Source organism: Ruthenibacterium lactatiformans (genome assembly GCF_000949455.1).
GTDB lineage: Bacteria > Bacillota > Clostridia > Oscillospirales > Ruminococcaceae > Ruthenibacterium > Ruthenibacterium lactatiformans.
Genome location: NZ_JXXK01000001.1, coordinates 153,848 through 167,189 on the forward strand (window position 1 = coordinate 153,848; position 13,342 = coordinate 167,189).

Below are 13,342 nucleotides of genomic sequence, written 5' to 3' on the forward strand. Positions count from 1 at the left end.
GGGCATACCTGTATTGTGTTATTCGTCGTTTTCCTGCTCGTAAGCTTCCTGTTCTTCCACAAGCCTTTCCCATTCGGCCAGGACCTCGTCCTGATGAAAACGGGTATCGTCCAGCTCATCGCATACGTCCCGCAGACGCGTGTGATCCCGCAGAACATCAGGGTCGTTCACTTCACCCTCCAACGCCATAATGCGCAGGGCCAGAGTCTCCATTTCATCCTCCAGCGCTTTGATCCGTGTGCGAAGCTCCGCGCGACGGCGGCGTTGCTCCTTGCCGTAAGCAGCCTTGCCTGCAGACGCCGTCTTTTCCGGTGCGATGTTTTTTTCAGGCGGCACAGCCCCGCGGTGCATCATCGCGTCATAATCTTCATATAGCGAAGTCTTTCCGTTTTCAATGAATAAAATTGGACAAGCAAGGCTGTTCATCAGATAACGGTCATGAGTGACGAGCACAAGCGTCCCCTCATAGGAAGCCAGCGCCGCCCCCAGAGATTCCCGGGTATAGATATCCAAATGGTTCGTCGGCTCGTCCAGGAACAAAAGATTCGGCTTTTCCAGCAAAATTTCCGCAAAGCGCAGACGGGCCAGTTCGCCGCCCGAAAGTGCCGAACACGGCTTGAATACATCTTCACCACGAAAATTCAGCTTGGCCAAGTGGCTGCGCACCTCAAGTTCCGTGAATTTTGGATATTTGTCCCAAATCGTGCTGATGACCGTGCCGCCTCGGCGAAGCTGTTGCTGTTCGAACACAGACGGCTTTGCGCCAGCGCCTAAGCGCACTGTGCCCGCCTGTGGACGCAGCTTGCCGTCCAGCACACGCAGCAACGTGGATTTTCCCGCGCCGTTCGGGCCCGCGATGACCAGGCGTTCTCCCCGCTTTACAAGCAGATCCAATCCTTCAACAAGTCTTTTGCCGCCCAGTGTGACAGAAATATTCTTCGCCGTAAGAATCTCGTTGTAAGGCGTCACATCGAAGGTGAAGCGGAACTTCAGATCGGTGTGGGAGGTGCGCGGTGCTTCTGTGATCTCCATTTTCTCAAGCTGCTTGCGCCTGCTTTGGGCCATTTTTGTGGTGGAGGCGCGCACCAGATTACGCGCAATATAATCTTCCAGCTTCGCGGCTTTCTCCATATCCGCATCATGCTGCTTCTGCTGAAGCGCCACAGCCGCCTCTTTCTGCGGAAGATAAGCGGAATAATTCCCCTTATATGCTGTAAGCGTATTGTCCTCGATTTCGAAAATGCGGTTGCAGACAGCATCAAGAAAATAACGGTCGTGGCTCACCACCAGAATCGCGCCCGGATAGGTTTTGAGATAGCTTTCCAGCCATTCCATCGTCTCAAAATCCAAATGGTTTGTCGGCTCGTCCAGAATCAGAAGATCAGGCTTTTGCAGCAGCAGCTTGGCAAGGCAAAGTCGGGTATGCTCGCCGCCGGAGAGCACAGCCACGCTTTTCTGATAATCCGGCGCGGGAAAAGCCATGCCATTCAATATCTTTTTGATCTGTGTGTCCATATTATAGCCGTCCGCCGCATCTACAACAGCGGAGAGCTGCGCATGACGTTCCAAAAGCATATGGTCGTCCGGACACTCCGCCATCTGACGCTCCAGACGCTTCATCTCGTCCATCGCGTCCAAAACGGAACGAAACGCGTTTTCCATTTCTCTATATACCGTGCATGCGGGGTCCAGCACGCTGTTCTGCTCCAGATAACCTATCGTCGCCCCGTGCGCCAGCGTCACGATTCCGTCATCCGGGTACAGCTCACCCGTGATGATCTTGATGAGCGTGGTTTTGCCTGCGCCGTTCTCGCCAATAATTCCGGCGCGGTCTTGTGCGTCCAGCACGCAGCTGATGTTCCTGAGACACAGCTCAGCTCCAAAATATTTTTGAATGTTTTGTATCGTTAATAACATAATTTTCTCATTGATCTGCCGCGTATATCGTTACGTCGGCGTTTTCATACACGACCACAAGCCCGGATAGCTGGCTTGTGTCGCCCGGATACTGTTTGGAACAAACAAGGTAGTCGATGCCGTTTTCCGCACAAAGTCGCAGGACTTCCTCCGGCGCCGTCGATGCATCGAACAGTGCAGTATTCACAGCCTGCTTTTGCGCAACAACGGCCTCGGAAACCCCCATGTTCGTCACTGCATAGGTATAGCCTTCCATATATGCCTGCCGGCCGCTCATCGCGGTATACAAGCTGGAGATACCGTCCGAGGCGTTGGCCATGCTGTGAATACGGTTGGTAGCGAACACTGCATCCTGCGGCGTATTGCTCTGCAGCCATTTCATCGCCGCCTCATCGCCTGCGCTGGCGGTGCTGACATACGGGTACTTGGGGATAATATCAAGGTTACGCGCCAGCTGGCGCATCCCGCTGCCTGTAAAGTTAATCACCAGCACGGCGCTGGTGGCGAGACCGACGGCACCGCACAGCGTGCAGAAGGCTTTTCCCGCGCGTGTACGCACCGTCGTGACCTGGTCAACCGCGAGCAGATTCATAAACATAATTGCAATCAGAACAAAATAAAGCTGGCTGTATGAGGGATGCCAAAACAGAAAATAGGCAAGAAAGCCGCCCGCCACAATGCCGTTTGCCAGCAAGCGTTCCGCCGGAAGCCGCAGCAATCCGTGGATGTCCCTACAAAGCCCTTTTAAATACAGTGGAAATTGAAAAGGCTGCATACAAAATGCATGCAAAACCGCTCCCAGCACCATGCATACCGCACCGGCCGCTGCGCTGTCTCCCATCCATGCACGCAGCCACTGGCGCGGTGCGGAAGCTTCCAACGTCTTGAATCCGAAATGAACACTGGTGTTTGTCCCGGAAGAAAAAATCACAAGGTAGACCACCAGGAAAACCGCCAGAACTCCAGCCAACGCGGTCAATGCCCGGCTCCAGCGCGGTTTGCGGAACAGTACAAACAGCATTGTGACCGCAAAGCTGCAAACGACAATGGCTGCTGCCGGCCCTTTGGCAAAACACACAAGTGCAAAACTGCCCAGAAAAACCGTCAGATACATCCAACTCACATCAAAGCATCTGCGGGCCATTTCTGTAAACAGGATCACAAAAACCGAAACAAAAACAGCCGCTGTTCCCTGCGCATTCACGTTCGTAATGAGGTGCATCATATTTGTATTGCCGAAACTGCCTGTTCCGTTTGTCAGAGCTGTCCACAGGCTGGCGCAGTTGAACAAAAACATGGCGAAGGTGAACAATAACGCCTTGTTCCGATGGCCGCGGTAAAAGCAGATGCCCAGTGCATACAGACAGCACAGCAGAGCAGCCAAAACCAGCGGTCCCGCATAAAACACGTAAATATCATAGCAGGCGATTCCGCTCACAATAGAAAGCGCACCGAACACAAGCTCCGTGAGATAATGATAGGAAAAACGCACCATGGAAAAGCGGATGTCCTGCGGAGGGAATCCCAGCGCAAAGGAATTGGCATTCCCGATATTCCACATCACATCCTGCGTCAGCACGATCTCTCCCGCAGCGGCAGGGTGCGCATTTTTTACGCTGACCATCAGCGCAAACAAAACGGACAGGACACACCAAAGAGTGACCCGTGAAAGGAATCCGCCGTCCGCATATACAGCGCGTGCCGCTTTCCACGGACTTTGCGGCGCGCCCCGCAGGAGCACCAGCCAGAGCAGCCCCAGCACCGGCGGCAGCGCGCGCAGCAGCCACAGAACGCCCAAACGCATGCTGACACAATACAGGACGGCCAGAAAGCCTGTGCCAAGAAGGACGCCCAGCGGCACAGCGAATTCCGGCAGAACCTTCTCCATTCCTGTGACGCGGGCCCAGAAACGGCCGGGGAGGTATAAATACACCGCGGCACAGAGGAAGAAAACAAACATCCCCCACAGCTTTGCTCCAGACACGCGGATGAGCGCCAGATAAGTCAAAACGCAGAGCACGCAAAAACACAACTTTACCCGTGGGAAACCGTCTTTCAATCGGAAGAACAATTTTCTCGGCACGTCGGCCCTCCTCCCTGCAACAGGAAGAAACCGCCGCCGGGAATGCGCCTCGGCAGCGGTTTCTTCATTGTATCTCAAGCCTGCGCAGACATCCTGTGCAGGCATCGATTCTCTTTGCCAGTTTCTTTTATTTGAAGAACCGGTTCAGCAGTGAAACGGCCACGCTGATGATACCCATAACAATGAAAATACCGCACATGCCCATGAGCATGACACTGAGAGACTGCAATACCATATCCATACCAGTACCTCCTTATACTCTGGCGATCAGGTTGAGGATCAGGCCGCCCGCGATAACGCTGGCGATCTGCCCGCCGACATTGACGCCCGCCGCGTGCATGAGCAGGAAGTTCTGCGGGTCTTCCTTCAGGCCCATCTTATGGACCACACGGCTGCTCATCGGAAACGCGGAAATGCCGCATGCGCCGATCATCGGATTGATTTTTTTCTTCGTGAACAGATTGAGGAATTTGGCAAACATCACGCCGCCGACCGTGTCGAAAATAAATGCAAACAGACCAAGCAGCATGATCATCAGCGTGCCCCAGGACAGGAACATATCCGCCTGCATCTGGGTGGCAACGGTGATGCCGAGCACGATAGTAATGAGGTTTGCCAGCACATTCTGAGCTGTTTCAGAAAGGCTGTTCAGAACACCGCATTCACGCAGCAGGTTGCCGAACATCAGGAAGCCGACCAGAGAAACGCTGCGCGGCGCAATCAGGCCCGCAATCACGGTGACCACGATCGGGAACAGGATACGCACCGTCTTGCTGATCTCCTTCGCCTCGTAAGGCATGCGGATCAGACGCTCTTTTTTTGTTGTCACCATGCGGATGACCGGCGGCTGGATGATGGGCACCAGCGCCATGTAACTGTACGCCGCAACAATGATGGCGCCCAGATACTTGGTGCCGTAGAAGTTGCCGACAAAAATAGACGTGGGGCCGTCCGCAGCGCCGATGATGGCAACGCTGGCGGCATCCTGAATGCTGAACATGCCCGGAAAAATCAGGTTCACCAGGCAGGCCAGCGTCAGCGTCATAAAAATGCCGAACTGCGCGGCCGCGCCAAACAACAGCAGCTTGGGATTGGCCAGCAGCGGGCCGAAGTCGATCATCGCGCCGATGCCGATGAACAGCAGCAACGGGAACAGCTCGTTGGAGATGCCCGCGCGGAACAGCTCGCTCAGGGCGCCCACCTCGATGCCCAACTCATGCATCTGGTCGATGGCGCCGGAAAGCGGCAGGTTGACAAGGATGGCGCCGAAGCCCATGGGCAGCAGCAGGCTGGGCTCCATGTCCTTCTTGATAGCCAGATAGATCAGAGTGCCGCCGATGGCCCACATCACGACCATTTTAACGGCCGAAACGGGATCAAGCGACAGGATGCTTCCAAACATCGCATTGATAAAATTCATGAATACTTCCATTTACGATTTCTCTCTCCATTCCAAAGATTTGGGATATCGCCTATATAAAACAACGGCATGAGTACACCGCCGCTTTATCCAAAAACATTTTGCCCGAGCTTTCACGCCTGATGGGCATCGCACCACGCGAGGATATCCGCGTATACCTCAGCCCGGTTTGTTTCATTCAATATCTCGTGCCGTGCGCCGGGGTACAGTTTGAGGAAAACGTCTTTCACACCGGCATCTTTCAGCGCGCGGTAAACGGATTCAACGCCTCTGCCGTAATCTCCCACCGGATCTGCGTCGCCGGCAAACAGCGCGACGGGCAGACGCTTGTCCACCTTCTGCGCCCATTGGGGACGGTTCACCGCACGCAAAATCGCCATTAGCTCGTGAAACGCGCTGGCAGTAAAAATAAACGTACACTTTGCATCCTGTGCATACCGTGCAACGACCTCTTTGTCGCGTGAGATCCAGTCATAGGGCGTATCGGGAGAATCCACCCGCTTCAAATATTGGCCGAACGCCATGTTGTTAAGAAACTTCGAACGGTGCTTTCGCCCTTTCACCCTGCCGATCGCCTCAGTAAGAGCAAGTCCTACGCCCGCCAACGGGTTAGGACCGCCCGTGCCGCTGAGCACCAGTGCATGCAGCGTTTCCGGATACAGGACGGCATACATCCGCGCAAAAAAGCTGCCCATGCTGTGTCCGAGCAGGATAACAGGCAGCCCCGGATACGCCTCGCGGGCAAGGCGGTTCATTTCGTGCAGATCCTGCAGCACAAATTTGCGTCCGTCCTTTTCGGCAAAATAGCCATCTGTTCCGTTCGGGCCGCTGCTTGTGGCGCCGTGTCCCAAATGGTCGTTGCCGCAAACCACATAGCCTTTCTGCGCCATATACCCGGCAAAATCGTCATAACGGCCGATGTATTCGCACATGCCGTGGGAAATTTGCAGGATACAGCGCGGTTCCATCCCGGGACAGGTGTAATAATACCCCGCGACGATGTCCGTTCCATTGGAGGACTTAAAGCTGATGGCGTTTTTCTTTACTTCCGGCATTTGCAAGCTCCTCCTCTTCCATGACGATGCGAAGCAATTCCTCATATCCCTGGATCGTGTAGGTCGGCTGCGGAGCGCCCTCGGGCAAAACCGCGCCGCGGAAGTTGCACCAGCAGGTGTCGATACCCGCTCCCGTGCCCCCGGCGATATCCGCTTTCAGAGAATCGCCGATCATAAGTACCTTTTTCCGGTTTTCAATGCCCAGTGTATTGAGGGCCGTATCGAATATTTTGCGGGCGGGCTTTGTCGCGCCTACCCGGCCGGATACGAACACGCCGTCAAAAAAGCGGCCCAAGCCCGACTTTTCCAAACGGCCCGCCTGCACTTTTTCAACGCCGTTGGAAACAACAGCCAGCGTGGCCACTTCCGCCAGTTCCTCCAGCGCTTCCTCAGCGCCCGGGAACGTATCTGCGCGCTGAGATAACTGTGTTAAGTAATAATCGTTGATCTCCACGGGATTGCCCTGCACGCCAAACGCAGCGAGCAGCTTTTCAAAGCGCTGGATAACAAGCTTGTCCTGCCGTACCTTCCCCTGCTCCAGCGCCGCCCACAGCGCATTGTTGATGTCATGGTACTGGGAGACGGCATCCTCGGTGTTTGGCAGGGAAAAATGCGCCAGCGTATCCCGCAATGCGCCGTCCTCCGCCGCATTGAAATCCAGCAGAGTGCCGTCCACATCAAACAGCAGGCAATAATAAAAGGCCAAAAAACGCCACGCCCCTTCTGCGCGAAAATAGAATCTATCGTTACTATTATCCATGATTTGTCTGCGTTCGTCAACAGGGCCGGCGATAAAATTCTGTTAAGGCAGCAAAAAGCGGCAGGCATGCCCGCCGCAGTCTGCTTCAAATTTGAATGATCTGCTCCTCGTAGCTGCCCTCGTTCTCCATATAATTATAAACGATCGGCCGCTGCGTCCCGGATTCCGGCTGTTGCTGAGAAGATGCCTTTGGGATAAAGAGTTCCATTTCAGGATCCCTGCATCCGTCGCAGGACTCCCCTTCGCAGCAATTCCGGCAGCCGTCGGGGTCCCGATTGTCATAGGCGTCCCCATTTTCTCCGTTGCACAGGCAGGAGCGTTGGTGCGGCGCATCGCCGCCCTCCCAGTCCGGCGGTTCGATATCGTTCCAGTCCGTCAGGTCATAGTTGTCCACGCAGCCGCAAAGGGCATCCTCCTGCGGCTCACTGTTGCAAAACGCATTGTGTTCGATCATACGGCATACCTCCTTGTGCCCATCTTATGCCGGGAGGCTTCGGGATGTGCCGCATGGATTCAGGAATCGAATTCTCCTTTTACACTGCGGGTAAACAAGGTGCGCAACGCGGCATCCGCGTCTGCTTCTTCATAAAGAATGGCGTAAATCGTGTTACAAATAGGAAGTTCCACTCCATAGCGCGCCCCCAGTTCCACCAGGGCGCGCACAGTGGGCACGCCTTCGGCAAGGCTTCCGTACGGCTCACCTTTGATATAGCTCTCTCCGAACTGCCGGTTGTGGCTGTGGCTTGAAAAGAGCGTGGCCTCATAGTCGCCCAGGTGGCACAGCCCGTATGCGGAAAGCTCGTTTCCGCCCATGGCGCGGATGAGCCGCGCAATCTCCCGCGCGCCCCGCGCCATCAGCGAGCCTTTCAAGCTGGAAAGGCCTTTGCCGTCCAGCATGCCCGCCGCAATGCCGATCACATTTTTCGCCGCGGCTCCAACCTCTGTTCCCACAAGGTCTCCGCCTTTGTATAGGCGGATGAGGTCGGTGCTCATCGTTTCCACAATGAAATCCACCACCGTCCGGTCGTCGGAATCCACAACCATACAATTTGGAACGCCGGCTGTAAAATCCTCTACGTGCCCGGGGCCCACCCATACGGCAACCGAGACGGGCTGCGTCACCTCGCTACGGAACACCTGTGTCAGCCGGTCTCCGGTACCGCATTCGAGGCCTTTCATACAAAGGATAAACGTTTTGCCCGCCACAGGATAAGCCTGAATGCATCGCGCCAGCGCGCGCAACTCCTGCGCACTGATGGAAATGACGACAAGCTGCGCCGATTCCAAAGCAGCGCCCAGATCACTGGTCAGGCAAACACACTCCGGGAGCTTCAGGTAGCGGTTGCCGCCTGTTTCCCGCAGCGCCGCAAGGCTGCGGGAGCCCTCGCGCCCCCAAAGCGTCACGTCATTTTTTGCGCTGTGGTACCACGCTAAAAAAGAACCCCACCGGCCGCAGCCGAGTACGGAAATATTCATAAAAAACTCCTCGGTTTATTTTTGAAAACAGCCGGTCAGCTCGCCTGCGCGCCGCCGGATGCTGCCACAACGCCCTGCCAGGCAGGCGGAGCCTTGCGTTCCGGTGCTTTTACAGCTACAGGCCGCCTGTCCTCTGCCTCATACGCATGGGTCCGCGTATAGAACAGCAGCTCTTCCAACGCTGCCTGGCTCAGATGCAGCCCATCGCCGATCACATAATCCGGCTTTGCGTAGCCGTCTCCGCCCTTGAGCGCTTCAGACGAGTTCAGGAACGGGAGTCCCAGCTCCTGCGCCAGTTCTTCCAGCGCCTTATTGAAATCATCCAGCGTTTCCATTGTGATGTCAGGATAAGAGCGCACCTTGCCTATGGGCGGAATTGCGTTGATGATGACGTCGCAATACGGGTAAGCATCCTGAATCGCCGCAATCGCGTCGCGGTAAGCATCGATAAACGACTCCCGGGTAAACTGGCCGCTGGCGTTGTTTGTGCCGAAGGTCATCACGACCCGGCGCGGCTTCACTTTTGCGATGGCCTGCGGAATGGTATAGACTTTTGTCTCCCCACTGAAATAGACACAGGGCGCCTGCGAGATGCTCTCGATGCCCATCCCCTCCAACGCCATATAGTTTTCCAGCGGGACAAGCCCGTAGGCAAACATCCGCACAGTATTGGAATCCCCTACGAAAATCGTTTCATCCAGATAGGCCTGGCCCGCATCTGCGCTCTCTGGCAGCGCGCCGCCGGGGAACTCCGGCTGTTGCACCTCCGGCTCGGCCTTTCCGGTAAGTTCGGCCATCACCTGCGGCAAAACAGGATTGGCAGAACGTGCATCAAGGATCAGCAGCAGAACCGTGGCCGACGCCGAAGCAAGAAAAAACAAAATGCAGACGATCAGCGTCACGCATGCGCGCCGCTGCCGTTTCGGCACATATTTCCAGTCACGCATTCTGAAATGTGCAGAAGTATCGTTCAAATACGGTCATTCCTTTTCCGGAAGCGCAGCTTCCCCTTGATCTTTGCGCTGCAGCAGCCATGCACGCAGCGCGCCGGCGGACGGCGCAAGATACAGCGGAGCAAAAGGTTCCAGCTCCCCGCGGGAACCGTAGCCGTACAGCACGCCCACCGCCGGCAGCCCGCAATCCGCCGCCCCATGCATATCGTTGTCCCTGTCGCCCACCATCACAGCCCGCTTGTCCTGTACACACGGCTGGGCAAGCACATGGCGGATCACGGCTGTTTTAGTATCCAGTGAAGCATCCGGAGAAGAACCGCCAATGTAATCAAAATACGGCGTAAGCTCCAGTTTATCCAACAGCTTCAGCGCCGCATAGCGCACCTTGGACGTGGCAAGGCATACGATATATCCTGCCTCCCGGAGCGCACTCAGAAGTTCTTTTGTGCCGGGATATAGCTTTGTCAGCGCACCGCTGGCTTCGGCATAATGCGCGCGGTAGATTTCCACCGCGCGTTCTACCTCGTCGGGCGGCAACAGCTTTGCGAAGCTTTCGCGAAGCGGCGGCCCGAGGAAACGCCTGAGCCGTTCCTGTGGAACAGTCATCTCATATTGCGCCAGTGTGAACTCGAAGGAATCGAAGATACCGGGCGCAGAATCAATGAGTGTGCCGTCCAAATCGAACAGCACCGCGTCAAAAGTCTGCAAACAGACGCCCCTTCCTTGAAAAAATTATCACGCCAGCAGCATGCGGTCGTTGGCGAATTCACCGTTGCTCACGGCCTCGAATTTGGCCAGAAGGTCGCTCACCTGAAGGTTCGCTTTCTCTTCACCGGACACGTCGTAAATGATGTTGCCCTCGTGCATCATCACCAAGCGGTTGCCGTAACGGATGGCGTCCTTCATGTTGTGTGTGACCATCAGCGTGGACAGCCTATTCTCTGAAATGATCTTTTCCGTGAGCGTAAGCACCTTGTGCGCGGTTTTTGGATCCAGCGCGGCGGTGTGCTCGTCCAGCAGCAGCAACCTGGGGTTCTGCAGCGTTGCCATCAGCAGCGTCAGCGCCTGACGCTGTCCCCCCGAAAGAAGGCGAACCTTGCTGGTGAGTCGCCCCTCCAGGCCGAGGTCAAGCATCTGCAGCTTTTCTTTGTAAAATTCGCGCTCCTCATTACTGATGCCCCAACGCAGCGTGCGGGTCCTGCCGCGGCGGTAGGCCATGGCAAGGTTTTCTTCAATGCCCATGTTCCCGGCTGTTCCCATCATCGGGTCCTGAAACACACGGCCCAAAAGTTTGGCGCGTTTGTACTCCGGCAGTTTGGTAATGTCCGCGCCGTCCAGCACGATGCTGCCCGCATCTGCGGTATAAACGCCCGCAATAAGGTTGAGCATCGTGGATTTGCCTGCGCCGTTTCCGCCGATGACTGTGACAAAATCACCGTCGTTCAGTGTGAAGCTGAGATTCTGAATCGCCCGTTTTTCATTGATGGTGCCTGGATTGAACACCTTATGGATGTTTTTCAGTTCCAGCATACCGCTCACTCCTTCCCCGCCGGCACAGGCGTAAATTTGGATTTCAGGAATTTTTTCTGCAATGCGGGCACACTGAGCGCCAGCGCAACAGTGACCGCGCTGAACAGCTTAAGGTCCTCGGTGGAAAGGCCCAGCTGCAGCACAAAGGCAATAACGATTTGATAAATCACAGACCCGGCCACGATGGAACCGAGCTGATAGGCAAAATTGAAGCGCGCGCCGAAGATGACCTCGCCGATGATGACACTGGCCAGACCGATGACAATGGCGCCGCGGCCCATATTGATGTTTGCGCTTCCCTGGTACTGCGCCAGCAAGCCGCCGGCAAGGCCCACAAGACCATTGGAGAGGACCAGTCCGATGATCTTCATCGTGTCGGTATTCACACCCTGGGCGCGTACCATTTTGCGGTTGTTGCCCGTTGCGCGGATGGCGCAGCCAAGTTCCGTGCCGAAAAACCAGTACATCACAGCGACAACAGCCGCCGCTACCAGCACGCCGATGAGCAATGCCATGGGGATGTTTCCCAGGCTGATGACCACCGGCTGGCGCAGAAGCGCCACGCTGGATTTGCCCATGATGCGCAGATTGATGGAGTAAAGCCCCAGCTGTGTGAGTATTCCCGCAAGAATGGCCGGGATGCGCAGACGCGTGTGCAAAAAGCCGGTTACAAGCCCTGCAAGCATGCCGGCAAATACCGCGAAAACCAGAGAAAGCAGCGGGTGCATTCCCATCAAAATCAGCACGGCGCTTGTCGCGCCGCCGGTGCAAAGGCTGCTGTCCACCGTCAAATCCGCGATGTCCAGCAGCTTATAGGTCACATACACGCCCAGAGCCATGACGCCCCAGACGAGCCCCTGCGCCGTCGCGCCGGGAATTGCCGCAATGATGCCGCCCATAATGATATCCGTCCTTTACTGTTAAGCGTTACGCCCAAATGCGTACAGATAAAATAATTATAACACAAAACAGGCGGCGGGCAAAGCCCTGCCGCCTGTTTTTATTGTTTTTTTCACAAACGCACCGGATAAAACTCAACCTTTCAGATCTTCCGGAAGCGTCAGGCCGATGGCTTCACAATTCGCCTCGTTGACAGCAAACTCCAGATCCTCCACAGAGGCGAAGCCTACGGGAACCGTGCCCACGTCTTTGCCGTCCACCAAAATTTCTACCGCCTGAGCAGCAGCCAGTTTACCAAGATTATAGTAGTTGATGCCATAAGTGGCCGTGCCGCCGGAATCCACCATACCGCTCTCGCCGCAGATCACGGGAATTTTGGCATTCTCCGCAACCAGCGCTGCAGTGGGCATGTTTTCGGCAAACAGATTGTCTGTGGGAATGTACAGTGCGTCTACCTCGCCGACAGCCTTTGTGGTGACGGGCTGAATCTCATTGACGTCGGCGGCGGTATACTCGTTCACCGTCAGGCCGCGCGCCTCAAAGGCGGCTTTTGCCAGGCCCGCCTGCAGAATGGAGTTATCCTCTGCCGAGCAGTACAGAATACCAACCGTTTTCGCCTCGGGCACCAGCTTTACCAAAAGGTCGGCCTGTTCCTCGATGGGGTTCATATCAGATGTGCCGGATACGTTTCCGCCCGGGACCTCGTCGCTGTTCACCAAGCCGGCGCTCACAAAATCCGTCACTGCCGTGGCCAGAATGGGGATCTCTGTGGTTGCCTGTGCGGCGGCCTGCGCGGCAGGCGTAGCTACAGCCAGGATCAGATCTACTTTATCATTGACAAACTTAGTGGCAATGGTCGCGCAATTGGGAATCTCGCCTTGCGCATTCTGCACGTCGATATTTTCCCGGTTGAAGCCCGCTTCCACCAGCGCGTCGATAAAACCGTCGCGGGCGGCGTCAAGAGCCACATGCTCCGTCAGCTGAATGACGCCGATCTTGCAGTTGGCCGGGTCCTTGCCGGCGGCAGCAACAGAAGCTGCCGCAGAGGATGCTGCGTCGGATGTTCCCGGTTCTGAGGCGGCCGCCGAAGACGATGTGGAGCCGCCGCACGCCGCAAGGCCCAGCGCCACCACAGCGGCAAGGCAAAGTGCAAATAACTTTTTCATTTCTTTCCCTCCATAGGCACCGGAAAATACGATGTGTACCGTATTTTTCTCTGATGCTTTATTGTGCTAAAGTATATCACAA

13 protein-coding genes are annotated in these 13,342 nt (G+C 55.8%); all 13 read right to left on the reverse strand.

Annotation, left to right across the window (positions count from 1 at the left end; all coding sequences use genetic code 11):
• Positions 1–18: 18 nt before the first annotated feature.
• Positions 19–1,917, reverse strand: coding sequence for an ABC-F family ATP-binding cassette domain-containing protein (locus TQ39_RS00760; RefSeq protein WP_009325735.1), 1,899 nt, complete (start codon positions 1,915–1,917; stop codon positions 19–21).
• A gap of 7 nt (positions 1,918–1,924) precedes the next feature.
• Complete coding sequence (locus TQ39_RS00765; protein ID WP_009325736.1) at positions 1,925–4,000, reverse strand: hypothetical protein; 2,076 nt, start codon at positions 3,998–4,000, stop codon at positions 1,925–1,927.
• 127 nt (positions 4,001–4,127) lie between these two features.
• A complete protein-coding gene (locus TQ39_RS21415) occupies positions 4,128–4,241 on the reverse strand; it encodes an OadG-related small transporter subunit (protein WP_009325737.1) in 114 nt (37 codons plus the stop codon).
• A 12-nt stretch (positions 4,242–4,253) separates the two neighbouring features.
• A complete protein-coding gene (locus tag TQ39_RS00770; protein ID WP_040910499.1) occupies positions 4,254–5,420 on the reverse strand; it encodes a sodium ion-translocating decarboxylase subunit beta in 1,167 nt (388 codons plus the stop codon).
• Positions 5,421–5,533: 113 nt separating this feature from the next.
• Complete coding sequence (locus tag TQ39_RS00775; RefSeq protein WP_050004208.1) at positions 5,534–6,475, reverse strand: alpha/beta hydrolase; 942 nt, start codon at positions 6,473–6,475, stop codon at positions 5,534–5,536.
• Positions 6,441–7,181 (reverse strand): YjjG family noncanonical pyrimidine nucleotidase, encoded by a 741-nt coding sequence (locus TQ39_RS00780; protein ID WP_050004209.1) that lies wholly within the window; start codon positions 7,179–7,181, stop codon positions 6,441–6,443. Before TQ39_RS00780 ends, TQ39_RS00775 begins: the two co-directional genes overlap by 35 nt.
• A 139-nt stretch (positions 7,182–7,320) precedes the next feature.
• Positions 7,321–7,689, reverse strand: coding sequence for a hypothetical protein (locus TQ39_RS00785; RefSeq protein WP_009325741.1), 369 nt, complete (start codon positions 7,687–7,689; stop codon positions 7,321–7,323).
• A gap of 59 nt (positions 7,690–7,748) precedes the next feature.
• Positions 7,749–8,711 (reverse strand): NAD(P)H-dependent glycerol-3-phosphate dehydrogenase, encoded by a 963-nt coding sequence (locus tag TQ39_RS00790; protein WP_050004210.1) that lies wholly within the window; start codon positions 8,709–8,711, stop codon positions 7,749–7,751.
• A gap of 35 nt (positions 8,712–8,746) precedes the next feature.
• Positions 8,747–9,685, reverse strand: coding sequence for an SGNH/GDSL hydrolase family protein (locus TQ39_RS00795; protein ID WP_050004211.1), 939 nt, complete (start codon positions 9,683–9,685; stop codon positions 8,747–8,749).
• A gap of 6 nt (positions 9,686–9,691) precedes the next feature.
• Positions 9,692–10,372, reverse strand: a complete 681-nt coding sequence (locus tag TQ39_RS00800; RefSeq protein WP_009325744.1) for an HAD-IA family hydrolase — start codon at positions 10,370–10,372, stop codon at positions 9,692–9,694.
• 27 nt (positions 10,373–10,399) lie between these two features.
• Positions 10,400–11,194, reverse strand: a complete 795-nt coding sequence (locus TQ39_RS00805; protein WP_009325745.1) for an ABC transporter ATP-binding protein — start codon at positions 11,192–11,194, stop codon at positions 10,400–10,402.
• 5 nt (positions 11,195–11,199) lie between these two features.
• Positions 11,200–12,093 (reverse strand): ABC transporter permease, encoded by an 894-nt coding sequence (locus tag TQ39_RS00810; protein WP_009325746.1) that lies wholly within the window; start codon positions 12,091–12,093, stop codon positions 11,200–11,202.
• A 135-nt stretch (positions 12,094–12,228) separates the two neighbouring features.
• A complete protein-coding gene (locus tag TQ39_RS00815; RefSeq protein ID WP_050004212.1) occupies positions 12,229–13,260 on the reverse strand; it encodes an ABC transporter substrate-binding protein in 1,032 nt (343 codons plus the stop codon).
• Positions 13,261–13,342: the final 82 nt, after the last annotated feature.

Coding starts and splice junctions, on each gene's coding strand:
- TQ39_RS00810 (WP_009325746.1), bottom strand. CDS start 12,093: ATGGGCGGCATCATTGCGGCAATTCCCGGCGCGACGGCGCAGGGGCTC.
- TQ39_RS00785 (WP_009325741.1), bottom strand. CDS start 7,689: ATGATCGAACACAATGCGTTTTGCAACAGTGAGCCGCAGGAGGATGCC.
- TQ39_RS00790 (WP_050004210.1), bottom strand. CDS start 8,711: ATGAATATTTCCGTACTCGGCTGCGGCCGGTGGGGTTCTTTTTTAGCG.
- TQ39_RS00775 (WP_050004208.1), bottom strand. CDS start 6,475: ATGCCGGAAGTAAAGAAAAACGCCATCAGCTTTAAGTCCTCCAATGGA.
- TQ39_RS21415 (WP_009325737.1), bottom strand. CDS start 4,241: ATGGATATGGTATTGCAGTCTCTCAGTGTCATGCTCATGGGCATGTGC.
- TQ39_RS00760 (WP_009325735.1), bottom strand. CDS start 1,917: ATGTTATTAACGATACAAAACATTCAAAAATATTTTGGAGCTGAGCTG.
- TQ39_RS00815 (WP_050004212.1), bottom strand. CDS start 13,260: ATGAAAAAGTTATTTGCACTTTGCCTTGCCGCTGTGGTGGCGCTGGGC.
- TQ39_RS00805 (WP_009325745.1), bottom strand. CDS start 11,194: ATGCTGGAACTGAAAAACATCCATAAGGTGTTCAATCCAGGCACCATC.
- TQ39_RS00770 (WP_040910499.1), bottom strand. CDS start 5,420: ATGAATTTTATCAATGCGATGTTTGGAAGCATCCTGTCGCTTGATCCC.